The organism is Kitasatospora sp. SolWspMP-SS2h (assembly GCF_003259315.1).
GTDB classification, from domain to species: Bacteria; Actinomycetota; Actinomycetes; order Streptomycetales; family Streptomycetaceae; genus Kitasatospora; species Kitasatospora fiedleri.
This window is the reverse complement of sequence record NZ_QLLT01000005.1, coordinates 156217-181451: the sequence shown is the minus strand read 5'-3', so window position 1 is coordinate 181451 and position 25235 is coordinate 156217. Positions and strand designations below refer to the sequence as shown.

Genomic DNA, 25235 nt, shown 5'->3' with positions numbered 1-25235 from the left:
ACCCAAATTTCACCCCCGTCGGGCTCCGGCCCGGCGTACCTAAGAGGAGATCGGTTCGTGACGATCCGGGTAGGCATCAACGGGTTCGGCCGCATCGGCCGCAACTTCTTCCGTGCGGTCAAGTCCCAGGGCGCTGACATCGAGATCGTCGGTGTCAACGACCTGACCGACACCAAGACGCTGGCTCACCTGCTCAAGTACGACACCACTCTCGGTACCTTCCCCGGCGAGGTCTCGCACACCGAGGACAGCATCACCGCCGACGGTCACACCTTCAAGGTCACCGCCGAGCGCGACCCCGCCAACCTTCCCTGGGCCGAGCTGGGCGCCGACATCGTCGTCGAGTCCACCGGCATCTTCACCAAGGCCGAGGCTGCGAAGAAGCACCTCGCCGCCGGTGCGAAGAAGGTCATCATCTCGGCGCCCGCCACCGACGAGGACATCACCATCGTGCTGGGCGTCAACGACGACAAGTACGACGCGGCCGCGCACGACATCATCTCCAACGCCTCCTGCACCACCAACTGCGTGGCGCCGATGGCGAAGGTCCTGCACGAGAACTTCGGCATCGTCAAGGGCCTGATGACCACCGTGCACGCCTTCACCAACGACCAGGTCACCCTGGACTTCCCGCACAAGGACCTGCGCCGCGCCCGCGCCGCCTCGCAGAACATCATCCCGACCTCGACGGGTGCCGCCAAGGCCACCGCCCTGGTCCTGCCGGAGCTCAAGGGCAAGCTGGACGGCACCTCGCTGCGCGTCCCGGTCCCGACCGGCTCCATCACCGACCTGGTGGTCACCCTGGAGCGCGAGGTCACCAAGGACGAGGTCAACGCCGCCTTCCAGAAGGCCGCGCAGGAGGGCCCGCTCAAGGGCTACCTGGCGTACACCGAGGACCCGATCGTCTCCTCGGACATCGTGAACGACCCGCACTCCTGCATCTTCGACTCGCAGCTGACCATGGCGCAGGGCAACCAGGTCAAGGTGCTCGGCTGGTACGACAACGAGTTCGGCTACTCGAACCGCCTGGTCAACCTGGTCTCCCTGGTCGGCGACCAGCTCTGACCCCGGCGGTAGTCGACGTGACGTGAGGGGCAGGGCCCGGACGGCTGTCACCGCCGACCGGGCCCTGCCGCTGCGCCCACCCTCGTCCGTCCCACTCCCCGATACCGGTGGCCCGCCGTCGTGTCGCCGTCTGCGCACCGTTCCACCCCCTGAGGAGCAAGACCGTGAAGACGATCGAAGACCTGGAGGTCTCCGGCAAGCGGGTGTTCGTCCGCGCCGACCTCAACGTGCCGCTGTCCGGTGACACCATCACCGACGACGGCCGGATCCGCGCCGTCGCGCCGACCATCGCCAAGCTCGTCGAGCGCGGCGCGCGCGTGGTGGTCGCCTCGCACCTGGGCCGTCCCAAGGGCGAGCCGGACCCGAAGTTCTCCCTCGCGCCGGTGGCGGTCCGCCTCGGCGAGATCCTCGGCCGTCCGGTGGCGTTCGCCACCGACACCGTCGGGGAGAGCGCGAAGGCCACCGTCGCCGCCCTCGGCGACGGCGAGGTCACGCTGCTGGAGAACCTGCGCTTCAACGCCGGCGAGACCGCCAAGGACGACGCCGAGCGCGGCGCGTTCGCCGACGAGCTGGCCGCCCTGGCGGACGTGTACGTCGGCGACGGCTTCGGCGCGGTGCACCGCAAGCACGCCTCCGTCTACGACCTCCCGGCCCGGCTGCCGCACGCGGTCGGCGACCTGATCGCCACCGAGGTGGGCGTCCTCAAGCGCCTCACCGAGGACGTCGCCCGCCCGTACGTGGTGGTGCTCGGCGGCTCGAAGGTCTCCGACAAGGTCGGCGTGATCGAGAACCTGCTCGGCAAGGCCGACCGGATCCTGATCGGCGGCGGCATGATGTACACCTTCATCGCGGCCCAGGGCCACGGCGTGGGCGCCTCGCTGCTCCAGGAGGACCAGATCCGGGTCGTCCAGGACTACCTGAAGCGCGGCGCCGAGCAGGGCGTCGAGTTCGTGGTCCCGCTGGACACCGCGGTCTCCGGCAGCTTCCCGGACGTCAAGACCGGCGCCCCGGTCGAGGACTACGCGGTGGTCGACGTGGACGCGATCCCGGACGGCGCGCTCGGCCTGGACATCGGCCCGAAGACCGCCCGGCTGTTCGCGGAGAAGATCGCCGACGCGAAGACCGTGTTCTGGAACGGCCCGATGGGCGTCTTCGAGCACCCGGCGTTCGCCGACGGCACCCGGGCGGTCGCCCAGGCGCTGCTCGACTCCGACGCGTTCACCGTGGTCGGCGGCGGCGACTCGGCGGCGGCGGTGCGCACCCTGGGGTTCGACGAGGCGAAGTTCGGACACATCTCGACCGGCGGTGGCGCGAGCCTCGAGTACCTGGAGGGCAAGACCCTCCCCGGTCTCGCCGCCCTGGAGGACTGAGAAAGACATGACTGAGCGTCTCCCGCTGATGGCGGGCAACTGGAAGATGAACCTCGACCACCTCGAGGCCATCCAGCACACCCAGAAGCTGGCGTTCTCGCTGGCCGACAAGGACTACGAGGCCGTCGAGGTCGCCGTCCTGGTCCCGTTCACCGACCTGCGCTCGGTGCAGACCCTGGTCGACGGCGACAAGCTGAAGCTCAAGTACGGCTCGCAGGACATCTCGCAGCACGACGGCGGGGCCTACACCGGCGAGGTCTCCGGCCCGATGCTGGCCAAGCTCAAGGTCGCCTACGCGGTGATCGGACACTCCGAGCGCCGCCAGTACCACGGCGAGAACGAGGAGATCGTCAACGCCAAGGTGAAGGCCGCCTACCGCAACGGGATCACCCCGATCCTGTGCATCGGCGAGCCGCTGGAGATCCGCAAGGCCGGCACCCACGTCGCGCACACCCTGGCCCAGCTCGACGGCGCCCTCGACGGCGTCCCGGCCTCGGACGCCGAGAGCATCGTCGTCGCGTACGAGCCGGTCTGGGCGATCGGCACCGGCGAGGTGGCCACCCCCGAGGACGCGCAGGAGGTCTGCGGCGCGATCCGGGCCCGGCTCGCCGAGCTGTACGGCGCCGAGCTGGCCGGCAAGGTCCGCGTGCTGTACGGCGGTTCGGTGAAGTCCTCGTCGGCGGCCGGCCTGATGGCCAAGCCCGACGTCGACGGCGGCCTGATCGGCGGCGCCTCCCTGGACGCCGACGAGTTCGTCAAGATCGTGCGCTACCGTGAGCAGGCAGTAGGCTAACGCCACTGCAGCAACGTAGGCTTTGGGGCCGGACCGCGAGGAGCGGGCCCGGCCCCTTCGCCGAAGATTCGAGAGAGTTGGTCCGTCGTGGTTCTCGGGTTCGAGATTGCTCTGATCGTCCTCAGCGTGCTGCTGATCCTGCTGGTGCTGCTGCACAAGGGCAAGGGCGGCGGCCTGTCCGACATGTTCGGCGGCGGCGCGGCCTCGACCGGTGGCGGCTCCGCGGTGGCCGAGCGCAACCTCGACCGCATCACCGTGATCCTCGGGATCTCGTGGTTCGCGTGCATCGTGGTGCTCGGGCTGCTGCTCAAGAACAACTGACAGGAAGTCGGCGGGCGATGGTGGCGCCGGCTTAACTCGCGCTTACACTAGGACGACTTCGCCACCGTCCGCCCAGCCGCGGCCGGACGGCACCAGCACGCAGGGAGTCAGACCGTGGCAAGTGGCAACGCGATCCGAGGCAGCCGAGTCGGCGCCGGCCCGATGGGCGAGGCGGAGCGCGGTGAATCCGCCCCGCGCAACCGCATCTCCTTCTGGTGCGCCAACAAGCACGAGACCCGCCCCAGCTTCGCCGCCGAGGCGGCGATCCCGGACACCTGGGACTGCCCGCGCTGCGGCTTCCCCGCCGGCCAGGACGAGCACAACCCGCCCGCCCCGGCCCGCAACGAGCCCTACAAGACCCACCTCGCCTACGTCCGCGAGCGCCGCACCGACGCCGACGGCGAGGCGATCCTCGCCGAGGCGCTGGCCAAGCTGCGCGGCGAGATCTGAGCGCACCGGCAGGCCGGTACGAGAAGAGCCGCCCACCCGGGAAGTCCTCCGGGTGGGCGGCTCCTTTCCTGCTCCGCGCCGGTCTCCGCGCCGGTGCGTCAGCCGAGCTCGGCCGCCGCCCGCTCGTCGAGGAGCCACAGGGTCCGCTCGGTGCCGGTGACCGCGCCGGCCGGGGCCGTGGTGGCGCCGGGGGCGGTGCGGGCCAGGGCGACCGCGTCGGCCTTGTCCTCGCCGGCGGCCAGCAGCCACACCTGGCGGGCGTGGTGCAGGGCGGGGAGGGTGAGGGAGAGGCGGGTGGGCGGGGGCTTGGGGGAGTCGTGGACGGCGATGACCGTGCCGTCGCTCCGCCCGGTGCCGGGGTGGCCGGGGAAGAGCGAGGCGACGTGCGCGTCCGGGCCGACGCCCAGCAGCAGGACGTCGAACAGCGGCAGCCGCTCGCCGGGGGCGGCGGCCGCGGCCAGTTCGGCGGCGTACTGCTCGGCGGCCCGCTCGGCGGTGGTGGTGCCGTCGGCCGGGGGCATCTCGTGCACCCGGGCGCCGAGCGGCCGGACGGCGTCCAGGAACGCGGCGGCCTGGACGGCGTTGCGCTCCGGGTCGTCGGCCGGGAGGTAGCGCTCGTCGCCCCACCACAGGTCGACGTGCGCCCAGTCGACCGCGTCGCGCGCCGGGTGGGCGGCGAGCGCGGCCAGCAGGGCGTTGCCGTTGCGGCCGCCGGTGAGCACCAGGTGCGCGGTGCCGCGGGCGGCCTGGGCGTCGGCCGCGGCGGTGAGCAGCCGGGCGGCGGCGGCCTGGGCGAGCAGCGCCGCGTCCCGGTGGACCAGGACCAGGTCGGTGCTCACTGGCCGCTCCGCTTGCGCGGGGCGGTCTTCTTGGCCGTCGCGGCCTTCTTGGCGGGGGCCGCCTCCTTGGCCGGGGCGGCCTTGCCGGGCAGCTTGGCGCTGACCCGGGCCGGGGCGGCGACGGCGGCCTCGACGACCTTGGCGTCCGGTTCCGCGGCCGCGGGGGCCGCGGCCTCCACGGTGCCGCCGGGGCCCGCGTGCTCGACTCCGGCGATCCGCTCGCGCAGCCGGTCGACCGGGGTGCGGACGGCGGTGGCGTAGATGTCGTCGGGGTCGAGGCGGCGCAGCTCCTCGGCGATCAGCTCGGCGGTGTCGCGGCGCTTGAGGGCGACCATCCGGTCGGGCGCGCCGGGCATGCAGAGCGTGCCGAGCAGGCCGTCGGGGCGGTCGAGCGTGATGTCGCCGTCCTCGGTGCGCAGCCGCACCGCGGTGATGCCGGGGCCGCCGGTGACGACCCGCTCGACCGGGACGCGCAGCCGGTTGTTCAGCCACAGGCCGAGCAGTTCGACGCTGGGGTTGTAGGACTCGCCCTCGACCACCGCGCCGGTGATCGTGACGTCGCGCTGGTCCAGGGCGGCGGCCAGCATGGAGCGCCAGCCGGTGATCCTGGTCCAGGCGAGGTCGGTGTCGCCGGGGGTGTAGCCGGCCGCCCGCTGGGCGAGCTGGCCGACCGGGGACTCGGCGGTCACCGCGTCGGTGATCCGCCGCTGGGCGAGCGCGCCGAGCGGGTCCTGGGCCGGGTTGAGCGGCGCGTTGTCCGGCCACCAGACCACCACGGGGGCGTCCGGCAGCAGCAGCGGCAGCACCACGGACTGGGCGTGCGCGGCGAGTTCGCCGTGCATGCGCAGGATGACCGTCTCGCCGCTGCCCGCGTCGGTGCCGACCAGGATCTCCGCGTCGAGCCGGGTCTCGGCCCGGGCGCGGGGCGAGCGCCCGGCCCGCTTGATGACGGCCAGGATGCGCGAGGGGTGCTCGCGGGAGGCGTCGTTGGCGGCCTTGAGCGCGTCGTACGCGCTGCCCTCGTCCGTCACGATCACCAGGGTCAGCACCATGCCGGCGGCGGTCGAGCCGCTCTCCCGCCGGGCGTTCATCAGGGCTGCGTTGATCTTGCTGGACGTGGTGTCCGTCAGGTCGATCTTCATGGCCGGCGCCAGCTCCTGCCGTCTCGTGCGAGCATCTCGTCCGCCTCGACCGGGCCCCAGGTGCCGGCCGGGTACTGCGCGGGCTTGCCGTTGGCTTCCCAGTACTGCTCGATCGGGTCGAGGATCTGCCAGGACAGCTCGACCTCCTGGTGCCGCGGGAAGAGGTTCGCGTCGCCGAGCAGGACGTCCAGGATGAGGCGCTCGTACGCCTCCGGGCTGGACTCGGTGAAGGACTCGCCGTAGGCGAAGTCCATCGTGACGTCGCGGACCTCCAGCGCGGTGCCGGGGACCTTCGAGCCGAACCGCACGGTGACGCCCTCGTCCGGCTGGACCCGGATCACCAGGGCGTTCTGGCCGAGCTCCTCCGTGGCGTAGGAGTCGAACGGCAGGTACGGGGCCCGCTGGAAGACCACCGCGATCTCGGTGACCCGGCGGCCCAGCCGCTTGCCGGTGCGCAGGTAGAACGGGACGCCCGCCCAGCGGCGGTTGTTGATCTCCAGCTTGATGGCGGCGAAGGTGTCGGTCTTGGACTCGGGGTCGATGCCGTCCTCGTCCAGGTAGCCGAGCACCTCCTCGCCGCCCTGCCAGCCGGCCGCGTACTGGCCGCGCACGGTGTGCTCGCCCAGGTCGGCGGGGAGCTTGACGGCGCTGAGCACCTTCAGCTTCTCGGCGACCAGCGCCTTCGGGTGGAAGGACGCCGGCTCCTCGATGGCGGTCAGCGCCATCAGCTGGAGCAGGTGGTTCTGGATGACGTCGCGGGCGGAGCCGATGCCGTCGTAGTAGCCGGCCCGGCCGCCGATGCCGATGTCCTCGGCCATGGTGATCTGCACGTGGTCGACGTACGACCGGTTCCAGATCGGCTCGAACATCTGGTTGGCGAAGCGCAGCGCCAGGATGTTCTGGACGGTCTCCTTGCCCAGGTAGTGGTCGATCCGGAAGACCTCGTCCCGGGGGAAGACCTCGTGGACGATCCGGTTCAACTCCTGGGCGCTGGCCAGGTCGTGGCCGAACGGCTTCTCGATCACCGCCCGGCGCCAGGAGCCCGGCGGCGGGTCGGTCAGGCCGTGCTTCTTGAGCTGCTGGACCACGGTCGGGAAGAACTTCGGCGGCACCGACAGGTAGAACGCGAAGTTGCCGCCGGTGCCCTGCGCCCGGTCGAGGTCCTCGATCGTGCGGCGCAGGGTGTCGAAGGCGTCGTCGTCGCCGAAGTCGCCCTGGACGAAGCGCATGCCCTTGGCGAGCTGCTCCCAGACCTCCTCGCGGAAGGGCGTGCGGGCGTGCTCCTTGACGGCGTCGTGCACCTCGTTGGCGAAGTCCTCGTCCTCCCACTCGCGGCGGGCGAAGCCGACGAGCGAGAAGCCCGGCGGCAGCAGACCGCGGTTGGCGAGGTCGTAGACCGCCGGCATCAGCTTCTTGCGCGAGAGGTCGCCGGTGACCCCGAAGATCACCAGGCCGGACGGGCCGGCGATCCTCGGCAGCCGCCGGTCGGCGGGGTCGCGCAGCGGGTTGACGGGCCGGTCCGGGGTGTCGCCCGCGGCCGGCTCCGTGCCCTCCACGTCCGGGTACGGCTGGGTGTTGCTCACTGTGGTGTGCTCCGCTCTCCGTTGCGTCAGTTCGTGAGCAGGGGTCAGTTCTTCTTGTCGTGCTCGGCGAGCGCCGCGCTGACGGTGTCGAGCAGCTCGGTCCAGGACGCCTCGAACTTCTGCACGCCCTCGTCCTCCAGCACCTGGACCACGTCGTCGTAGTCCACGCCCGCGGCGGCGATCGCGTCGAGCACGGCCTTGGCGTCGGCGTAGTTCGGGGTGATGGTGTCGCCGGTGACCTCGCCGTGGTCGTCGGTGGCGTCCAGGGTGGCCTCGGGCATGGTGTTGACGGTGCCCGGGGCGACCAGCTCGGTCACGTACAGGGTGTCCGGCAGGTTCGGGTCCTTGACGCCGGTGGAGGCCCACAGCGGGCGCTGCGGCTTGGCGCCGGCCGCCTCCAGGGCCGCCCAGCGGGCCGAGGCGGGCTTGCCGCCGTCGACCGAGCCGTAGACCTCCTCGTACGCCTGGTAGGCGAGGCGGGCGTTGGCCAGCGCGGCCTTCGAGCGCAGCTCCTTGGCCTCGGCGGTGCCGACGCCGTCCAGCCGCTTGTCGATCTCGGTGTCGACCCGGGAGACGAAGAACGAGGCGACCGACTCGATCTGCGAGAGGTCCAGGCCGGCGGCCTTGGCCTGCTCCAGGCCGGCCAGGTGGGCGTCGATGACGGCCTTGTAGCGCTCCAGCGAGAAGATCAGCGTGACGTTGACGCTGATGCCCCGGGCGAGCACCTGGCTGATCGCGGGCAGGCCGCCCATGGTGGCGGGGATCTTGATCAGCACGTTCGGGCGGTCGACCAGCCACCAGAGCTGCTTGGCCTCGGCCACCGTGGCGTCGGTGCGGTGCGCCAGGCGCGGGTCGACCTCGATGGAGACCCGGCCGTCGCGGCCGTTGGAGGCGTCGTAGACCGGGCGCAGCACGTCGGCGGCGTCCCGGACGTCCGAGGTGGTGATCATGCGGACGGCCTCTTCGGTGGTGACGCCGCGCACCGCGAGGTCGGTCAACTGGCCGTCGTAGGCGGTGCTGCCGCCGCCGATGGCCTTCTGGAAGATGGTCGGGTTGGTGGTGACGCCGACGACGTGCTTCTCCTGCACCAGCTCGGCCAGGTTGCCGGAGTTCAGGCGCTCGCGGCTCAGGTCGTCGAGCCAGATCGCCACGCCTTCTTCGCTGAGGCGGTTCAATGCGTCGGTCATGGTGCTCAGTCCCTCTTCTTCTTCTCGTACGTCTGGGGGAGTCCGGGGCGCCGGCCCGGGGCAGTGCGGATACCCCGGGCCGGGCGGGTCAGCGCGTCAGCGCGAGACGGCTTCGACCGTGCGCAGCGAGGCGCGGGCGGCGGTGGTGACCGCCTCGGCGGTGAGGCCGAACTCCTCGTACAGCACCTTGTAGTCGGCGGAGGCGCCGAAGTGCTCCAGGCTGACGATCCGGCCGGCGTCGCCGACCAGCTCGCGCCAGCCCTGGGCGATGCCCGCCTCGACCGAGACCCGGGCCTTGACGTCGGGCGGCAGCACGCTGTCCTGGTAGGACTGGTCCTGCTCGCGGAACCACTCCACCGAGGGCAGCGAGACCACCCGGGTCGGGACGCCCTCGGCCTCCAGCACCTCGCGGGCCGCCACGGCGATCTGCACCTCGGAGCCGGTGCCGATCAGGATGACCTTCGGCACGCCGCCGCCGGCCTCGGCCAGCACGTAGCCGCCCTTGGCCGCGCCCTCGGCCGAGCCGAACACCTCGCGGTCGAAGGTCGGCACGCCCTGCCGGGTCAGCGCCAGGCCGACCGGGCCGGGGTGGCTGGTGTACCGCTCCAGCACGGTGCGCCACACCACGGCGGTCTCGTTGGCGTCCGCCGGGCGGACCACGGCCAGGCCGGGGATGGCGCGCAGCGCGGCCAGGTGCTCGATCGGCTGGTGGGTCGGGCCGTCCTCGCCGAGGCCGATCGAGTCGTGCGTCCAGACGTAGGTGACCGGCAGCTTCATCAGGGCGGCGAGCCGGACCGCCGGTCGCATGTAGTCGGAGAACACCAGGAAGGTGCCGCCGTAGATCCGGGTGCGGCCGTGCAGCGCGATGCCGTTCATGATCGAGCCCATGGCGTGCTCGCGGATGCCGAAGTGGATCGTCCGGCCGTACGGGGAGGCGCTCTTGAGCGCGTTGCCCTCCGGGAGGAAGGACGACTCCTCGTCGATGGTGGTCAGGTTCGACTCGGCGAGGTCGGCGGAGCCGCCCCACAGCTCGGGGACGATCTTGCCGAGCGCCTTCAGGGTGTCGCCGGAGGCCTTGCGGGTGGCGACGTCCTTGCCGGCCGGGAAGACCGGGACGGCCTTCTCCCAGCCGTCGGGCAGCTCGCCGGACTGGATCCGGTCGAACGCGGCGGCCTGCTTCGGGTGCGCGGCGCGCCAGTCGGCGAACCGGCCCTCCCACGCGGCGCGGGCGTGCTGGCCGCGCTCGACCACCTCGCGGGTGTGGGCGAGGACCTCGTCGGTGACCTCGAAGGTCTTGTCCGGGTCGAAGCCCAGCACCTTCTTGGTGGCGGCGATCTCGGCGTCGCCGAGGGCCGAGCCGTGCGCCTTGCCGGTGTTCTGGGCGTTCGGCGCGGGCCAGGCGATGATGGTGCGCATCGCGACGATCGACGGCTTGCCGGTCTCGGCCCGGGCGGCCTCCAGGGCCTTGGCCAGGGCGGGCACGTCGATGTCGCCGTCGGCCTTCGGGGCGACCCGCTGGACGTGCCAGCCGTACGCCTCGTAGCGGGCCAGCACGTCCTCGGAGAAGGCGGTCTCGGTGTCGCCCTCGATCGAGATGTGGTTGTCGTCGTAGAGCGCGACCAGGTTGCCCAGCTTCTGGTGGCCGGCCAGCGAGGACGCCTCGGCCGAGACGCCCTCCTCCAGGTCGCCGTCGGAGACGATCGCCCAGACCGTGTGGTCGAACGGCGAGGCGCCGGCCGCGGCCTCCGGGTCGAACAGGCCGCGCTCGTAGCGGGCCGCCATCGCCATGCCGACCGCGTTGCCGATGCCCTGGCCGAGCGGGCCGGTGGTGGTCTCGACGCCGGCGGTGTGGCCGTGCTCCGGGTGGCCGGGGGTGCGGCTGCCGGCGACCCGGAAGGACTTCAGGTCGTCCAGCGACAGCCCGTAGCCGGACAGGAACAGCTGGGTGTACAGCGTGAGGGAGGTGTGCCCGGGGGAGAGCACGAAGCGGTCGCGGCCGACCCAGGCCGGGTCGGTCGGGTCGTGGCGCAGGAGGCGCTGGAAGATCAGATAGGCGGCGGGGGCCAGGGACATGGCGGTGCCGGGGTGTCCGTTCCCCACCTTCTGCACGGCGTCCATGGCCAGGACCCGGGCCGTGTCCACGGCCCGCTGGTCCAACTCGCTCCACTCAAAAACGTTCCGCGTGGTGCTCACCCTGACTCAGGGCTCCTTCCGGATTCGGTGAAGTGTGACCCCGTGAAGGGGACCGGTCGGCCACGCCGCTGTGGCTGGTGCCGATCACGGAGGGTTGATCCCGCTTCTCTGTGCGAGCCTACCGTTAGCGGGGCACCTCACCCTCTGTGCCGGGCAACGTGGGCCCGAGGCGTCGCATTCCCCCTGCCGGGCCGTCAACTCGTCTGTCCTACCTTCACCCCTCCAGGGAGGGTTTGCCCGTCCGAGGGGCGGGACGGGAGCGGACGCGGCTCGCCGGGGGACCCCGGGGCGGATCGGGAGATATGGAACGTCTATGGTTGCGTGGTACGCGCAGAGCGGACGGCGGGCACCCTGCGGGTCTCCGGGTCGCCTGTGGAAGTTCATCGACTGTTGAGGTGTCCGTGACCGCCGTCGAATCCCGCCCCGCTGGGGTGGTGGTAGGGACGAGGACCGCGCCCCGGCCGTTCGGGGCCCGCGTCGGGGCCTTCGTGGCCCTCACCAAGCCCCGGATCATCGAACTGCTGCTGATCTCCACGGTCCCGGTGATGTTCCTGGCCCAGGGCGGGGTGCCCAACCTGTGGCGGGTGCTCGCGGTGGTGGTCGGCGGCTACCTGTCGGCGGGCGGCGCCAACGCGCTCAACATGTACATCGACCGCGACATCGACGCGGTGATGTCGCGCACCGAGCGGCGCCCGATCGTCACCGGCATGGTCTCCCCGCGCGAGGCGCTGGTCTTCGGCGTCGTGCTGGCCGCGGTCTCCACCCTCTGGCTCGGCCTGCTGGTCAACTGGCTCTCCTCGGCGCTCGCCCTGGGCGCCCTGCTGTTCTACGTGTTCGTCTACACCCTGGGCCTCAAGCGGCGCACCTCGCAGAACGTGGTCTGGGGCGGCATCGCCGGCTGCATGCCGGTGCTGGTCGGCTGGTCCTCGGTGACGGACTCGCTGTCCTGGGCGGCCGTGGTGCTGTTCCTGGTGGTGTTCTTCTGGACGCCGCCGCACACCTGGGTGCTGATGATGAAGGTCCGCGACGACTACGCCAAGGCCGGCGTGCCGATGCTGCCGGTGATCCGCGGCAACATCGGCGTCGCCCGGCAGGTCGTCGCCTACTCCTGGGTGATGGTGGCGACTTCGCTGCTGCTGTGGCCCGCCGCGCACACCAGCTGGCTGTACCCGGCCACCGCCGCCGTCCTCGGCGCGCTGTGGATGAAGGAGGCCTACGCCCTCCAGTCGCGCGCGAAGGCCGGCATCGTGGGCGCCAAGCTCAAGGAGATGCGGCTGTTCCACTGGTCGATCACCTACCTGACCCTGCTGTTCCTGGTCGTGGCGATCGACCCCTTCGTGGGCTGACGCCCCTCCCGCACACCCCCTCGGCCTCAGCGCGGCGGAAGCTCGCTGGGGCCGACGTGGTTCTCCAGCCAGGCGTGCAGCGGCGCCGCCGCGTGCAGGAAGCCGGTGATCCGGCCGTACGCCCGCGCGGTGCCCAGCCAGGCCGCGGGCTCCCACTCCTGCCAGGCGACCAGGCCCCTGTGGCGCAGCAGTTCGATCCGCGGGTGGTCCCTGGCGGTGCCGCGCGGCGCGGTCTTCAGGCTGTCCCGCCCGACCACCTGCGGCCCGGCCGCCCGGACGCCGGCCACCACCCGCTCCAGCTCGGCCCCCGGCACGTCCTCGGCCACCGCGGCCCGGTAGCGCGCCAACTGGTCGCTCGCCAGCCGGTAGTAGCCCAGCCCGCAGGCCAGCCCGTCGGCGGACAGCTGCACGTAGCCGCCGGACTCCAGGGACCCGCCGATGTGCGTCTTGTACGGGGACCGGTCGGCCGAGAACCGGACGTCCCGGTGCGGCCGGAAGATCCTCCCCGGCCCGAACTCCGGCTCCAGCCGGGCCAGCAGCGCCTCCATCGGGGGCCGCACGACCTCGTCGTACACCGCGCGGTGCGCGGCCCAGAAGGTCTTCGAGTTGTCGGCCTCCAGGTGCTCGTAGAACTCCAGCGCCTCGGCCGGCCAGCCACGGAAATCGTTCACCCGGACAGTATTCACCCCCGTCCGGGCGCCGCCGCCCGGCGGCGGGCTGACGCCGCGTCAGTGTTAGGTTGCCAGGCGACCGCCGGGCGCACCGGGCGCGCGGGGAGCAGCTGGAGGCCGCCGATGACGCCCCGCACCGCCACCGTCGCGATCGTCGGCGCCGGGCCCGCCGGGCTGGTCCTCGCGCACGCGCTGCGCCGGGCCGGGGTGGACGCGGCGGTGCACGAGCGGCTGTCCCGGGCCGAGCTGGAGGCCACCGCCCGGGCCGGGGTGCTGGAGCACCGGGTGGTCGAGTACCTGCGCGCGCTCGGCCTGGCCGACCGGCTGGCCGCGGAGGGCGAGCGGCACGGCCGGTGCGAGATCAGCTGCCTGGGCGAGCGGGTGGTGGTCGACTACGGCGCGCTCTCCGGCGGGGTGCGGCACTGGGTGTACCCGCAGCAGCTGCTGGTGCGCGACCTGATCGCCGCCTACGAGCGCGACGGCGGCACGATCGCCTTCGGCTCGCCGGTCCTGGCGGTGGCGCCGGACCGCGCCGGGCACCCGGTGCTGCGCACCGCCGGCGGCGAGCTGCGGGCCCGGTACGCGGTCGGCTGCGACGGCGCGCGCGGCGTGGTCGCCGCCGCCTTCCCGGACGGCGCGGCGGGCCCGGAGCGGCGCTACCCGTACGACTGGCTGACGGTGCTGGCCCGGATCGACCGGCCGGTGGCGGCGGTGCGGTACGCGGTGCACGCGGACGGGTACGCCGGGATGATGCCGCGCACCGCCGACGTCGGGCGGTTCTACCTGGAGGTGCCCGCGGGGGAGCGGGTCGAGGGGTGGCCGCCGGACCGGATCCGGGCCGAGCTGGTCCGGCGGCTCGGCCGCGGCGGCGGCGACCCGCGGCCCGGGGAGCTGCTGGAGACCGGGGTGCTGCGGATGCGCGGCCGGGTCGCCCGCCGGATGCGGCACGGGCGGCTGCTGCTGGCCGGGGACGCCGCGCACACCGTCACCCCGTCCGGCGCCAAGGGCCTCAACTCGGCGGTCGCCGACGCCGCCGACCTGGCCGGGGCGCTGCTGGCGGAGCTGCGCGCCCAGGGCGGCGGGGGCGAGGGCGGCGGGGCGGCGCTGGAGGGCTACCAGGAGCGCCGGCTGGCGGCGGCCTGGCGCACCCAGGAGTTCTCCGACCGGCTGCTCGACCTGCTGCACCTGCCCGCCGGGCTGCCGCCCGAACAGCGCGAGTTCGCGCTGCGGCTGCGGCTGGAGCGGATCCGCCGGATCGCCCGGCCCGGCCCGGAGGCGGCCGAGTTCGCCCGGGCCTACGCGGGGGCCGGCGAGCTGCCCGCGGCGGGCGTGTGGCCGCCGGCACAGCGCGCTGCCGTCGCCAGCTGCGCTACCGGTCGGTAGCATGCGGGCATGACCACCGCGGAGACCGCCACCACCACCGCGCCGGACGCCCGCGCCGAGCGCCGCGCCAAGCGCATTGCCAAGCACCTCAGCAGCTTCGCCGCGCAGCACGGCGGCAGCGCCGAGGGCGTCGTCGAGTACGTCGGCTCCATCGCCACCCGGATCGTCCTGGTCGGCGCCGACGGCACCTGGGGCGACCAGGTCGCGCCGAGCCACGCGATCGGCCTGCGGGCCGCCGAGCTCGCCGGGCTCACCCTGCACGACGAGTTCGACAGCGAGCTGGGCCTCAAGGTGCGGACCGGCCCGTACGAGTGGAAGCGGATGGCGGGCATCCAGGTCTGACCGGCCGGGGCCGTCCGCCCGGGACGGGGAAGCCTTCGCAGGAGCGCGGACGGCCGTCCGCGCTCCTGCGCGTTCTCGGCGCGGCCGGAGCGGTCGGTCCGGCGGCTCCGGGCCGGTCCGGCGCGGTCCGTGCGGGCGGGCGCCGGGACGGGTGGTGGCGCGGGTCAGCCGACCAGTTCGGCGGCCGGGGCGCCGGCCTGCGCGGGCACGCCGGCCCGGCTGCGCAGCGCCAGCGGGACGCGCAGCGCGGCGGCCCAGACCAGCGCGGCGCCCAGCATGTGCAGGCCGACCATCAGCTCCGGCGCGTCCGTGAAGTACTGCACGAAGCCGAGCACGCCCTGGAGCAGCAGCAGGACGAACAGCTCCCGCACCCGGGCCCGGGCGGCCGGCGGGGCCTTGACCGCGGCGAACACCAGCAGCGCGGCCAGCGTCAGGCCGACCGAGAGGAACACCAGGTCGGCGTGGGCCTGGACCAGGCGGTCGTAGTCGACCGGGATGCGGTGCACCGGCTCGCCGTCCTTGGAGGAGGCCCCCGGGTGGTGGCCCGCCCCGGTGACCAGCGTGCCGGCCAGCACCAGCAGGCCGATCACCGCCACCAGCACCCGGGCCAGCCGCCGGATCGGTTCGGCGACCAGGGCGCGCGGCCGGCCGTCGCCCTCCCCGGCGCGCTCCCAGGACAGCACCGCGACCCAGACCAGGCCCATCGCGGCCACCATGTGCGCCGCCACGATGTACGGGTTCAGGCCGGTGAGGACGGTGATGCCGCCCAGCACCGAGTTGCTCATCACCATCCAGAACTGCGCCCAGCCGAGCCTGGTCAGCGGGCGCCGCCACGGCTTGGCGCAGCGGGCCGCCAGGATGAACCAGCCGACCGCCGCGCACAGCACGTAGGTGAGCATCCGGTTGGCGAACTCGATGACGCCGTGCAGGCCCATCTCGGGCGTCGGCGTCAGGCTCTCGCCGGTGCAGCGCGGCCAGGTGGTGCAGCCCAGGCCGGAGGCGGTCAGCCGGACGGCGCCGCCGGTCACCACGATCACCACGCTCATCACCAGCGCGGTCAGCGCCGCCCGGCGGACGGTCCGGGTGGTCGGGTGCCAGCGGTCGGCGAGGAGGGAGAGCGGGTTGGTCACCGGACCATCGTAGGCGGGCTTACGCGGCGCCCCGGCCCCGGGAGAACGGTGCCGCGCGTCACTCCCGGCGGCCGGTGGCGGGCGTCACTCCCAGCGGAAGAACCGGGCCGCGGCGGCCAGGCCCAGCACCGACCAGCTGGCCAGCACGCCGAGGTCGGACCAGGGCACGCCGCCGCCGAGCTGGAGGACCGAGCGCAGGCCGTCGGAGAGCGCCGAGATCGGCAGCAGCTCCAGCACCGGCCGCACCGCGTCCGGGAACCGCGACAGCGGGACGACCACGCCGCCGGCCAGCAGCAGCAGGACGAACACCAGGTTGGCCCCGGCCAGCGTGGCCTCGGCCCGCAGGGTGCCCGCCATCAGCAGGCCCAGGCCGGAGAACGCGGCGGTGCCCAGCACCAGCAGGAGCAGCACGGAGAGCGGGTTCCCGTGCGGGGACCAGCCCAGCGCCAGCGCGATCGCGGACAGCAGCAGCACCTGGAGCAGCTCGGTGACCAGCACGCAGCCGGTCTTCGCGGCCAGCAGCGCCCAGCGCGGCAGCGGAGTGGCGCCCAGCCGCTTGAGCACGCCGTAGCGGCGCTCGAAGCCGGTGGCGATGGCCTGCCCGGTGAACGCGGTGGACATCACCGCCAGCGCCAGCAGGCCCGGGGCCAGGAAGTCGACCCGCTTGCCCGGGCCGTCCACGGCGACCACGTCGACCGCGGAGAACAGCACCAGCAGCACGGTCGGGATGACCACGGTGAGCAGCAGCTGCTCGCCGTTGCGCAGCAGCATCCTGGTCTCCAGGGCGGTCTGCGCGAGCAGCATCCGGCCGACCGGGGCGGCGCCCGGGCGGGGGGTGAGGTCGGTGGCGGTCATCGCAGGTCACGTCCGGTCAGGTCGAGGAAGACGTCTTCGAGGCTGCGCCGCTGGACCGCGAGCTTGTCGGGCATCACCCCGGCCGCGGCGCACCAGCCGGTGACGGCGGCGAGCAGGGCGGCGTCGAGCTCGGCCTCGACCCGGTAGGAGCCGGGGGCGGGCTCGGTGACGGCGGCGCGGTCGGGCAGCACCTTGCGCAGCGCGGCCAGGTCGAGGCCGGGCGGGCCGTCGAAGCGCAGCAGGGCGTCGGCGCCGCGCAGCTCGTCGGGGGAGCCCTGGGCGATCACCCGGCCGCGGTCGACGATCGCGACGTCGTCGGCGAGCTGCTCGGCCTCGTCCATCAGGTGGGTGGTGAGGACGACGGTGACGCCGGCCGCGCGCAGCTCGGCGACCAGCTCCCAGGTGGCGCGCCGGGCCTGCGGGTCGAGGCCGGCGGTGGGCTCGTCCAGGAAGACCAGCTCGGGGCGGCCGACCACGGCCATCGCCAGGGCCAGGCGCTGCTGCTGGCCGCCGGAGAGCCGGCGGTAGGGGGTGCGGCCGCAGGAGTCGAGGCCCAGGCGCTCGGCGAGCGGGCCGACCGGCAGCGGGTCCGCGTACAGCGCGGCAGTGTGCCGGAGCATTTCGAGGGCGCGCGCCCCGGCGTACACGCCCCCCGATTGGAGCATCACGCCGATCCGCGGCTTGAGCCGCCCGGCCTGCGCCACCGGGTCCAGCCCCAGCACCCGGACGGTGCCCGCGTCGGGGCGGCGGTAGCCCTCGCAGGTCTCGATCGTGGTGGTCTTGCCGGCCCCGTTGGGGCCCAGCACCGCCGTGACGGTACCGCGGGCGATGGCCAGGCTCAGCCCGTCCACGGCGGTCTTGTCGCCGTACCGCTTGACCAGTCCGGTCACCTCGACGGCGGGGTCTGCATGCATAGCGGCGAGTCTAGGAGCAGCTCACGGCCCCTTTCAGGTAAGGCTTGCCTTTCGTGATGGACGACACCGGTGAGGCGTGGGTCACGGCTTGTCTCCGCCGGACGAATTAAGCAACAATCGTGTTGTGAAAAACATCCGCGAGCACGACGCCCAGGACCGGGAGCCCGAGGCTCCCGGCTGTGCCGTGCCCGCGGCGGCCTCGGAGGCCCTCGCCGAGGGCCACCGGGCGACCCGGGACCGGGTCGCCCGTTCGATCCTGGACCACGGGCCGTCCTCGGCCGCCGACCTGGCCGGCCGCCTCGGCCTGACCTCCGCCGCGGTCCGCCGCCACCTGGACGGCCTGGCCGCCGCCGGGCTGGTGGAGTCCCGCGAGCAGCGGGTCCACGGCAGCCGCGGCCGCGGCCGTCCGGCCAAGGTGTTCGCCCTCACCGACAGCGGCCGCAGCGCCTTCTACCAGGCGTACGACCAGCTCGCCGCCGACGCGCTGCGCTGGATCTCGGACGCGGCCGGCGGCGGCAGCGCGGGCGAGGAGGCGGTCGCCGCCTTCGCCCGGGCCCGGCTCGCCAAGCAGGGCCTCAAGTACCGGGACGCCCTCGACCAGGCCGGCGCCGAACAGCGCGCCGAGGCACTGGCCGAGGCGCTCAGTGCCGACGGGTACGCTGCCACGGTGCGGCGCGTTCCGCCCGCCGCCGCTGCGCCCGCCGCACCGGCGGGCGCCCAGCTCTGCCAGCACCACTGCCCGGTCGCGCACATCGCCGAGCAGTTCCCGCAGCTCTGCGAGGCGGAGACCGAGGTCTTCTCGCAGCTTCTGGGTACCCATGTGCAACGGCTGGCCACCATCGCCCACGGCGACGGGGTCTGCACCACGTATGTGCCGGCATCCGGTGCCGCACCGTCGTCCCCCCGGACGCCCGGTGCCGCGCCGACTGCCGGTACGTCCCCCATCGAGAACGGCTCGTCCGCGCGGAGGAACCTCGCATGACTGACATCGCACACCCCGAGCTCGAAGGCCTGGGCACGTACGAGTACGGCTGGGCCGACTCGGACACCGCCGGCGCCGCCGCCAAGCGCGGCCTGAGCGAGGACGTGGTCCGCGACATCTCGGCGAAGAAGAACGAGACCGAGTGGATGCTCGACCTCCGCCTCAAGGGCCTCAAGCTGTTCGGCAAGAAGCCCATGCCGACCTGGGGCTCCGACCTGTCGGGCATCGACTTCGACAACATCAAGTACTTCGTGCGCTCCACCGAGAAGCAGGCCGAGTCCTGGGAGGACCTGCCCGCCGACATCAAGGCCACCTACGACAAGCTGGGCATCCCGGAGGCGGAGAAGCAGCGCCTGGTCGCCGGCGTGGCCGCCCAGTACGAGTCCGAGGTCGTCTACCACCAGATCCGCGAGGACCTGGAGGAGCAGGGCGTCATCTTCCTGGACACCGACACCGCGCTCAAGCAGCACCCGGAGCTCTTCAAGGAGTACTTCGGCACCGTCATCCCGGCCGGCGACAACAAGTTCGCCGCGCTGAACACCGCGGTGTGGTCCGGCGGCTCGTTCATCTACGTGCCGAAGGGCGTGCACGTGGATATCCCGCTCCAGGCCTACTTCCGGATCAACACCGAGAACATGGGCCAGTTCGAGCGGACGCTGATCATCGTCGACGAGGACGCCTACGTCCACTACGTCGAGGGCTGCACCGCGCCGATCTACTCCTCGGACTCGCTGCACTCCGCGGTGGTCGAGATCATCGTCAAGAAGGGCGGCCGCTGCCGCTACACGACCATCCAGAACTGGTCGAACAACGTCTACAACCTGGTCACCAAGCGCGCCGTGGCGTACGAGGGCGCGACCATGGAGTGGATCGACGGCAACATCGGCTCCAAGGTCACCATGAAGTACCCGGCCGTCTACCTGATGGGCGAGCACGCCAAGGGCGAGACGCTGTCGATCGCCTTCGCGGGCGAGGGCCAGCACCAGGACGCCGGCGCGAAGATGGTCCACATGGCGCCGAACACCTCCTCCAACATCGTCTCCAAGTCGGTGGCGCGCGGCGGCGGCCGGACCTCCTACCGCGGCCTGATCGAGATCGGCGAGGGCTCCAAGGGCGCCAAGTCCAACGTGCTGTGCGACGCGCTGCTGGTGGACACCGTCTCCCGCTCGGACACCTACCCGTACGTGGACGTCCGCGAGGACGACGTGTCGATGGGCCACGAGGCGACCGTCTCCAAGGTCTCCGAGGACCAGCTGTTCTACCTGATGAGCCGGGGCATGACCGAGTTCGAGGCGATGGCGATGATCGTCCGCGGCTTCGTCGAGCCGATCGCCCGCGAGCTGCCGATGGAGTACGCGCTGGAGCTGAACCGGCTGATCGAGCTGCAGATGGAGGGCGCGGTCGGCTGACGCACCGTCAGCCCCCGCCCGTCCGTCGACCATTCCCGAAAGAGAGCAACACGAACAGCCATGGCTGAGCAGAACACCCCCGGCTCCACCACCGCCGGCTCGATCGAGGTCGGAACCGCCGGCGCCGGCGCGCAGCTCGCCGGCCCGGGCACCGGGCGCGACACCGTCCGGCAGCCGATCGACGCCCGGGTCGCGGTCAAGCCGTCCTTCGACGTCGACGACTTCCCGGTGCCCACCGGCCGCGAGGAGGACTGGCGGTTCACCCCGCTGCACCGCCTCGCCGGGCTGCACGACGGCAAGGCCGCCGAGGCGGCCGCCGGCGAGGACAAGATCGAGCTGGGCCTGCCGGAGGGCGTCACCTCCGAGCTGGTCGGCCGGGACGACGCCCGGGTCGGCAAGGCCGGCACCCCGGTGGACCGGGTCGCCGCGCAGGCGTTCAGCGCCTTCGAGCAGGCCCTGGTGGTGACCGTCCCGAAGGAGACCGCGCTCACCGAGCCGGTCCGGATCGACGTGCACGGCGAGGGCGGCGTCCGCTTCGCCCACCTGGTGGTCGAGGTCAAGCCGTTCGCCGAGGCCGTCGTGGTGCTCAACCACACCGGCACCGGCACCCGGGCCGCCAACGTCGACCTGCTGGTCGGCGACGGCGCCAAGCTGACCTTCGTCTCGGTCCAGGACTGGGAGCGCGACGCGGTCCACGTCGCCCAGCAGAACGCGCTGGTCGGCCGGGACGGCTCGTTCAAGTCGGTGGTCGTCACCTTCGGCGGCGACGTGGTGCGCCTGCACCCGCGTGTCAACTACGCCGCCCCCGGCGGCGAGGCCGAGCTGTTCGGCCTGTACTTCGCGGACGCCGGGCAGCACCTGGAGCACCGCCTGGTCGTCGACCACGACACCCCGCACTGCCGCTCCAACGTCGCCTACAAGGGCGCGCTCCAGGGCCAGGACGCGCACGCGGTGTGGATCGGCGACGTGCTGATCCGCGCCGCCGCGCTGGGCACCGACACCTACGAGCTCAACCGCAACCTGGTGCTCACCGACGGCGCCCGGGTCGACTCGGTGCCGAACCTGGAGATCGAGACCGGCGAGATCGTCGGCGCCGGCCACGCCTCCGCGACCGGCCGCTTCGACGACGAGCAGCTGTTCTACCTGCAGTCCCGCGGCATCCCGGCCGACGAGGCCCGCCGCCTGGTGGTGCGCGGCTTCTTCGCCGAGCTGGTCCAGCAGATCGGCGTCGCCGAGATCCAGGACCGGCTGCTGGAGAAGATCGAGGCCGAGCTGGAAGCGACCGTGGCATGAGCTACGTCCGGGCCTGCGCGCTGAGCGTCCTCCAGGAGGACGTGCCCAAGAAGGTCGAGCTGAACGGCGTCCCGGTGGCGGTCGTCCGCACCGACGAGGGCGTGTTCGCGATCAACGACACCTGCTCGCACGCCAACGTCTCGCTGTCCGAGGGCGAGGTCGAGGACTGCATGATCGAGTGCTGGCTGCACGGCTCCAGCTTCGACCTGCGCACCGGCAAGCCGTCCGGGCTGCCCGCGACCAGGCCGGTCGCCGTCTACCCCGTAAAGATCGAAGGGGACGATGTGCTCGTCTCCGTCAACCAGGAGAACTGAGTACCCATGGCAACGCTTGAAATCCGCGACCTGCACGTCACCGTCAACGCTGAGGGCGGCCCGCGGGAGATCCTGCGCGGCGTCGACCTGACGGTCAAGCAGGGCGAGACCCACGCGATCATGGGTCCGAACGGCTCCGGCAAGTCGACCCTGGCCTACTCGCTGGCCGGCCACCCCAAGTACACCGTCACCGGCGGCCAGGTGCTGCTGGACGGCGAGGACGTGCTGGAGATGTCCGTCGACGAGCGCGCCCGGGCCGGCCTGTTCCTGGCCATGCAGTACCCGGTCGAGGTCCCCGGCGTCTCGGTCTCCAACTTCCTGCGCACCGCCGCCACCGCCGTCCGCGGCGAGGCCCCCAAGCTGCGGCTGTGGGTCAAGGAGGTCAAGGAGGCGATGGCCGGCCTGCAGATGGACCCGGCGTTCGCCGAGCGCAACGTCAACGAGGGCTTCTCCGGCGGCGAGAAGAAGCGCCACGAGATCCTCCAGCTGGAACTGCTCAAGCCGAAGATCGCCATCCTCGACGAGACCGACTCCGGCCTGGACGTCGACGCGCTGCGGGTCGTCTCCGAGGGCATCAACCGGGTCCGCTCGACCGGCGAGGTCGGCACCCTGCTGGTCACCCACTACACCCGCATCCTGCGCTACATCAAGCCCGACCACGTGCACGTCTTCGCAGGCGGCAGGATCGTCGAGTCCGGCGGCGCCGAGCTCGCCGACAAGCTGGAGGAAGAGGGCTACGAGAGCTACGTGAAGGGCGGCGCTTCAGAGTGACCCACTCCCATCTGACCGGACTCCTCGACACGGACGCGATCCGCAAGGACTTCCCGATCCTGTCCCGGCAGCTGCACGACGGCCGGCCCCTGGTCTACCTGGACAACGCGGCGACCTCGCAGAAGCCGCGCCAGGTGCTGGAGGCGCTGAACGCCTACTACGAGCAGCACAACGCCAACGTCCACCGCGGCGTCCACGTGCTGGCCGAGGAGGCCACCGCGCTGTACGAGGGCGCCCGGGACAAGGTCGCGGCCTTCGTCAACGCGCCCAGCCGCAACGAGGTGATCTTCACCAAGAACGCCTCCGAGTCGCTCAACCTCGTGGCCAACATGCTGGGTTGGGCCGACGAGCCGTACAAGGTCGACGCCGACTCGGAGATCGTGATCACCGAGATGGAGCACCACTCCAACATCGTGCCGTGGCAGCTGCTCGCGCAGCGCACCGGCGCGAAGCTGAAGTGGTTCTCGCTCACCGACGACGGCCGGCTCGACCTGTCGAACATCGACGAGCTGATCACCGAGAAGACGAAGATCGTCTCCTTCACGCTGGTCTCCAACCTGCTGGGCACCGTCAACCCGGTCGACGCGATCGTCCGCAAGGCGCAGTCGGTCGGCGCGCTGGTCGCCATCGACGCCTCGCAGGCCGCCCCGCACATGGTGCTGGACGTGCAGGCGCTGGAGGCCGACTTCGTCGCCTTCACCGGGCACAAGATGGTCGGCCCCACCGGCATCGGCGTGCTCTGGGGGCGCCAGGAGCTGCTGGAGGACCTGCCGCCGTTCCTCGGCGGCGGCGAGATGATCGAGACCGTGACGATGGGCTCGTCCACCTACGCGCCCGCCCCGCACAAGTTCGAGGCCGGCACCCCGCCGATCGCCCAGGCGGTCGGGCTCGGCGCGGCCATCGACTACCTGTCCGAGATCGGCATGGACCGGATCGCCGCCCACGAGCACGCGATCACCGCGTACGCCATCGAGCGCCTGAACGAGGTGCCCGACCTGCGGATCATCGGCCCCCGCACGGCCGTCGACCGCGGCGCGGCGATCTCCTTCACGCTCGGCGACATCCACCCGCACGACGTCGGCCAGGTGCTGGACGAGCAGGGCATCGCGGTCCGGGTCGGCCACCACTGCGCGCGGCCGGTCTGCCTGCGGTACGGAATTCCGGCGACCACCAGGGCGTCGTTCTACCTGTACTCCACGCCCGGCGAGGTGGACGCGCTGATCGACGGCCTCCACCACGTCCGCAACTTCTTCGGCTGAGGACGGCTGCCATGAAGCTCGACTCGATGTACCAGGAGATCATCCTGGACCACTACCGCAACCCCCACGGCAAGGGGCTGCGGGACGGCGACGCCGAGGTGCACCACGTCAACCCGACCTGCGGCGACGAGATCACCCTGCGGGTGCGGCTCGACGGCGCGGTCGTCGCCGACGTCTCCTACGAGTCGCAGGGCTGCTCGATCAGCCAGGCCTCCGCCTCCGTGCTCAACGACCTGGTGGTCGGCAAGCCGGTCGGCGAGGCGCAGCAGATCCAGGAGGCCTTCCTCGAACTGATGCAGAGCAAGGGCCAGTCCGAGGGCGACGAGGAGGTGCTGGAGGACGCGGTCGCCTTCGCCGGGGTCTCCAAGTACCCGGCCCGGGTCAAGTGCGCCCTGCTCAGCTGGATGGCCTGGAAGGACGCCACCGCCAAGGCGCTCGGCGGCCAGCCTCCCCTCACCGACTGACGCCCGTTAGGACACTGGATTCATGAGCGAGAACGACACCACCACCGAGGCCGAGGCCCCCGCGGCCGACGCCGCGGCCGCGGAGTCCGAGACCCCGGGGGCGTTCACCAGCGCCGGGACGGTCTCCACCGAGGACCTCATGGAGGCCCTGATGGACGTCGTCGACCCCGAGCTGGGCATCGACGTCGTCAACCTGGGCCTGATCTACGGCCTGCACATCGACGCGGACGACACCGCCACCGTCGACATGACGCTGACCTCCGCGGCCTGCCCGCTCACCGACGTGATCGAGGACCAGGCCCGCACCGCCACCGACGGCCTGGTCAAGGACCTGCGGATCAACTGGGTCTGGATGCCGCCGTGGGGCCCCGACAAGATCACCGACGAGGGCCGCGACCAGCTGCGCGCGCTCGGCTTCAACGTCTGAGCGGTCGGCACCGGCACGGCAAAGGGGCGGGAACCTTCGGGTTCCCGCCCCTTGCCGTTCCGGTGCCGGTTCCGGTGTCGATGCCGGTGCCGGTTCGGGGAATTCCGGGGTCCCGGGCCGAACTAGACTGCCGGACCATGGGTTTCGGGTCGGATGACGGGCACGGGCAGCCGGACTGGGCCGCGATGGCCGAGCGGCACGCGCGCGAGCGGCGGCGGCGCGGGCGGCTGCGGATCGCCGGGGCGGCGGCCGGGGCGCTCGCCCTGGTCGGCGGGGGCGGCGCGGCCGTGCTCGGCCTCGCGGACGGCGGGAAGGACGGCGGTCCGGCGGCGGTCGCCGCGACCGGGGCTCCGGCGGCCACCGGCTCCGCCGCGCCGGAGGTGCCGCCCGCTCCGGACGTTCCTGCCGCTGCCTCCTCCCCCGCTCCGGGACCGGCTTCGAGTTCTGCCCCGGGGCCGGTTTCCAGGCCGGCCGCCTCCCCCTCCGCCTCGGCCTCGGCAGGGAAGCGGACCCGTCCCCGTCCGGTTGCGACCGCCACCGCCGCCCGCCCCGTCGGCACGCCTGCCGCCGCCGCGAGCCCGGACCCGCCCGCCGGCCTGCGCGACGGCGTCCTGGACGCGGACGCCGGCACGGCCCTGGAGATCGCCGGCTCCGCGATGGACCTGCTCCTCGCCCCCGGCCGCGCCGTGGGCGACGCGCCGCGGCGCTGACGCCCGGGAGGCCCGTGCCGCC

Annotated in this window: 26 protein-coding genes; 17 read left to right on the top strand and 9 right to left on the bottom strand. The window is 72.6% G+C overall.

The window, feature by feature from the left end; genetic code table 11:
* The first annotated feature begins 57 nt into the window (after positions 1-57).
* The 5 genes from gap (at position 58) to K353_RS08370 (ending at position 3999) form a co-directional block, all read left to right on the top strand.
* Complete coding sequence (gene gap, locus K353_RS08390; RefSeq protein WP_100840261.1) at positions 58-1065, top strand: type I glyceraldehyde-3-phosphate dehydrogenase; 1008 nt, start codon at positions 58-60, stop codon at positions 1063-1065.
* A 164-nt stretch (positions 1066-1229) separates the two neighbouring features.
* Positions 1230-2435, top strand: a complete 1206-nt coding sequence (gene pgk / locus K353_RS08385; protein WP_111552941.1) for a phosphoglycerate kinase — start codon at positions 1230-1232, stop codon at positions 2433-2435.
* A gap of 7 nt (positions 2436-2442) precedes the next feature.
* Positions 2443-3228 carry a triose-phosphate isomerase gene (gene tpiA, locus K353_RS08380; protein ID WP_111552940.1) on the top strand — a complete coding sequence of 262 codons (786 nt, stop codon included), beginning with the start codon at positions 2443-2445 and terminating at the stop codon, positions 3226-3228.
* An 87-nt stretch (positions 3229-3315) separates the two neighbouring features.
* Entirely contained in the window at positions 3316-3549 is a 234-nt protein-coding gene (gene secG / locus K353_RS08375; RefSeq protein ID WP_100840258.1) for a preprotein translocase subunit SecG, read from the top strand.
* Positions 3550-3711: 162 nt separating this feature from the next.
* On the top strand, positions 3712-3999 hold the full coding sequence (locus K353_RS08370) for an RNA polymerase-binding protein RbpA (RefSeq protein WP_014138616.1): 288 nt from the start codon (positions 3712-3714) through the stop codon (positions 3997-3999).
* A 98-nt stretch (positions 4000-4097) separates the two neighbouring features.
* Here K353_RS08370 and pgl read toward each other — a convergent pair whose 3' ends face one another.
* The 5 genes from pgl to tkt form a co-directional block, all read right to left on the bottom strand.
* On the bottom strand, positions 4098-4838 hold the full coding sequence (gene pgl / locus K353_RS08365) for a 6-phosphogluconolactonase (RefSeq protein ID WP_111552939.1): 741 nt from the start codon (positions 4836-4838) through the stop codon (positions 4098-4100).
* Positions 4835-5980, bottom strand: a complete 1146-nt coding sequence (gene opcA, locus K353_RS08360; protein ID WP_111552938.1) for a glucose-6-phosphate dehydrogenase assembly protein OpcA — start codon at positions 5978-5980, stop codon at positions 4835-4837. The genes pgl and opcA overlap by 4 nt, the downstream gene beginning before the upstream one ends.
* Positions 5977-7536, bottom strand: coding sequence for a glucose-6-phosphate dehydrogenase (zwf, locus tag K353_RS08355; protein ID WP_111553029.1), 1560 nt, complete (start codon positions 7534-7536; stop codon positions 5977-5979). The genes opcA and zwf overlap by 4 nt, the downstream gene beginning before the upstream one ends.
* A 71-nt stretch (positions 7537-7607) precedes the next feature.
* Entirely contained in the window at positions 7608-8750 is a 1143-nt protein-coding gene (gene tal / locus K353_RS08350; protein WP_111552937.1) for a transaldolase, read from the bottom strand.
* 96 nt (positions 8751-8846) lie between these two features.
* Positions 8847-10943 (bottom strand): transketolase, encoded by a 2097-nt coding sequence (gene tkt / locus K353_RS08345; protein ID WP_111552936.1) that lies wholly within the window; start codon positions 10941-10943, stop codon positions 8847-8849.
* A gap of 401 nt (positions 10944-11344) precedes the next feature.
* Here tkt and K353_RS08340 point away from each other — a divergent pair, with 401 nt between their 5' ends.
* Complete coding sequence (locus K353_RS08340; RefSeq protein WP_100840699.1) at positions 11345-12289, top strand: heme o synthase; 945 nt, start codon at positions 11345-11347, stop codon at positions 12287-12289.
* 26 nt (positions 12290-12315) lie between these two features.
* Here the strand turns inward: K353_RS08340 and K353_RS08335 are convergent, their stop codons facing one another.
* Positions 12316-12960: a DUF2461 domain-containing protein gene (locus K353_RS08335; RefSeq protein WP_111552935.1), complete on the bottom strand. Its 645-nt coding sequence runs from the start codon at positions 12958-12960 to the stop codon at positions 12316-12318.
* Positions 12961-13083: 123 nt separating this feature from the next.
* Between K353_RS08335 and K353_RS08330 the strand changes: the two genes are divergently transcribed.
* Together K353_RS08330 and K353_RS08325 are read left to right on the top strand one after the other, a co-directional pair.
* Positions 13084-14343: an FAD-dependent monooxygenase gene (locus tag K353_RS08330; protein WP_111552934.1), complete on the top strand. Its 1260-nt coding sequence runs from the start codon at positions 13084-13086 to the stop codon at positions 14341-14343.
* 9 nt (positions 14344-14352) lie between these two features.
* Complete coding sequence (locus tag K353_RS08325; RefSeq protein ID WP_111552933.1) at positions 14353-14685, top strand: hypothetical protein; 333 nt, start codon at positions 14353-14355, stop codon at positions 14683-14685.
* A 164-nt stretch (positions 14686-14849) separates the two neighbouring features.
* Here the strand turns inward: K353_RS08325 and K353_RS08320 are convergent, their stop codons facing one another.
* The 3 genes from K353_RS08320 to K353_RS08310 form a co-directional block, all read right to left on the bottom strand.
* Entirely contained in the window at positions 14850-15815 is a 966-nt protein-coding gene (locus K353_RS08320) for a heme A synthase (RefSeq protein WP_111552932.1), read from the bottom strand.
* Positions 15816-15899: 84 nt separating this feature from the next.
* Positions 15900-16670 (bottom strand): ABC transporter permease, encoded by a 771-nt coding sequence (locus K353_RS08315; RefSeq protein WP_111552931.1) that lies wholly within the window; start codon positions 16668-16670, stop codon positions 15900-15902.
* On the bottom strand, positions 16667-17584 hold the full coding sequence (locus tag K353_RS08310) for an ABC transporter ATP-binding protein (protein WP_111552930.1): 918 nt from the start codon (positions 17582-17584) through the stop codon (positions 16667-16669). Before K353_RS08310 ends, K353_RS08315 begins: the two co-directional genes overlap by 4 nt.
* Before the next feature lie 124 nt (positions 17585-17708).
* Here K353_RS08310 and K353_RS08305 point away from each other — a divergent pair, with 124 nt between their 5' ends.
* The 9 genes from K353_RS08305 (at position 17709) to K353_RS08265 (ending at position 25213) form a co-directional block, all read left to right on the top strand.
* Complete coding sequence (locus K353_RS08305) at positions 17709-18566, top strand: metalloregulator ArsR/SmtB family transcription factor (protein WP_199528038.1); 858 nt, start codon at positions 17709-17711, stop codon at positions 18564-18566.
* Positions 18563-19975, top strand: a complete 1413-nt coding sequence (gene sufB, locus K353_RS08300; protein ID WP_100840246.1) for a Fe-S cluster assembly protein SufB — start codon at positions 18563-18565, stop codon at positions 19973-19975. Before K353_RS08305 ends, sufB begins: the two co-directional genes overlap by 4 nt.
* Before the next feature lie 60 nt (positions 19976-20035).
* The gene (gene sufD, locus K353_RS08295; protein ID WP_111552929.1) at positions 20036-21268 is read left to right on the top strand and encodes a Fe-S cluster assembly protein SufD; all 1233 of its coding nucleotides are present in this window, start codon (positions 20036-20038) and stop codon (positions 21266-21268) included.
* Positions 21265-21582 carry a non-heme iron oxygenase ferredoxin subunit gene (locus K353_RS08290; protein ID WP_111552928.1) on the top strand — a complete coding sequence of 106 codons (318 nt, stop codon included), beginning with the start codon at positions 21265-21267 and terminating at the stop codon, positions 21580-21582. Before sufD ends, K353_RS08290 begins: the two co-directional genes overlap by 4 nt.
* A 6-nt stretch (positions 21583-21588) precedes the next feature.
* On the top strand, positions 21589-22353 hold the full coding sequence (gene sufC / locus K353_RS08285) for a Fe-S cluster assembly ATPase SufC (RefSeq protein ID WP_111552927.1): 765 nt from the start codon (positions 21589-21591) through the stop codon (positions 22351-22353).
* On the top strand, positions 22350-23612 hold the full coding sequence (locus K353_RS08280; protein ID WP_100840243.1) for a cysteine desulfurase: 1263 nt from the start codon (positions 22350-22352) through the stop codon (positions 23610-23612). The genes sufC and K353_RS08280 overlap by 4 nt, the downstream gene beginning before the upstream one ends.
* Positions 23613-23623: 11 nt before the next feature.
* Positions 23624-24076 carry a Fe-S cluster assembly sulfur transfer protein SufU gene (gene sufU, locus K353_RS08275; RefSeq protein WP_100840242.1) on the top strand — a complete coding sequence of 151 codons (453 nt, stop codon included), beginning with the start codon at positions 23624-23626 and terminating at the stop codon, positions 24074-24076.
* A 139-nt stretch (positions 24077-24215) separates the two neighbouring features.
* A complete protein-coding gene (locus tag K353_RS08270; protein WP_051817190.1) occupies positions 24216-24503 on the top strand; it encodes a metal-sulfur cluster assembly factor in 288 nt (95 codons plus the stop codon).
* 137 nt (positions 24504-24640) lie between these two features.
* Positions 24641-25213 (top strand): hypothetical protein, encoded by a 573-nt coding sequence (locus K353_RS08265; protein WP_146616426.1) that lies wholly within the window; start codon positions 24641-24643, stop codon positions 25211-25213.
* The last annotated feature ends 22 nt before the right edge of the window (positions 25214-25235 follow it).

Coding starts and splice junctions, on each gene's coding strand:
- tpiA (WP_111552940.1), top strand. CDS start 2,443: ATGACTGAGCGTCTCCCGCTGATGGCGGGCAACTGGAAGATGAACCTC.
- K353_RS08370 (WP_014138616.1), top strand. CDS start 3,712: ATGGGCGAGGCGGAGCGCGGTGAATCCGCCCCGCGCAACCGCATCTCC.
- opcA (WP_111552938.1), bottom strand. CDS start 5,980: ATGAAGATCGACCTGACGGACACCACGTCCAGCAAGATCAACGCAGCC.
- tal (WP_111552937.1), bottom strand. CDS start 8,750: ATGACCGACGCATTGAACCGCCTCAGCGAAGAAGGCGTGGCGATCTGG.
- K353_RS08330 (WP_111552934.1), top strand. CDS start 13,084: ATGACGCCCCGCACCGCCACCGTCGCGATCGTCGGCGCCGGGCCCGCC.
- K353_RS08325 (WP_111552933.1), top strand. CDS start 14,353: ATGACCACCGCGGAGACCGCCACCACCACCGCGCCGGACGCCCGCGCC.
- K353_RS08315 (WP_111552931.1), bottom strand. CDS start 16,670: ATGACCGCCACCGACCTCACCCCCCGCCCGGGCGCCGCCCCGGTCGGC.
- K353_RS08310 (WP_111552930.1), bottom strand. CDS start 17,584: ATGCATGCAGACCCCGCCGTCGAGGTGACCGGACTGGTCAAGCGGTAC.
- sufB (WP_100840246.1), top strand. CDS start 18,563: ATGACTGACATCGCACACCCCGAGCTCGAAGGCCTGGGCACGTACGAG.
- sufD (WP_111552929.1), top strand. CDS start 20,036: ATGGCTGAGCAGAACACCCCCGGCTCCACCACCGCCGGCTCGATCGAG.
- K353_RS08290 (WP_111552928.1), top strand. CDS start 21,265: ATGAGCTACGTCCGGGCCTGCGCGCTGAGCGTCCTCCAGGAGGACGTG.
- sufC (WP_111552927.1), top strand. CDS start 21,589: ATGGCAACGCTTGAAATCCGCGACCTGCACGTCACCGTCAACGCTGAG.
- sufU (WP_100840242.1), top strand. CDS start 23,624: ATGAAGCTCGACTCGATGTACCAGGAGATCATCCTGGACCACTACCGC.
- K353_RS08270 (WP_051817190.1), top strand. CDS start 24,216: ATGGAGGCCCTGATGGACGTCGTCGACCCCGAGCTGGGCATCGACGTC.
- K353_RS08265 (WP_146616426.1), top strand. CDS start 24,641: ATGGGTTTCGGGTCGGATGACGGGCACGGGCAGCCGGACTGGGCCGCG.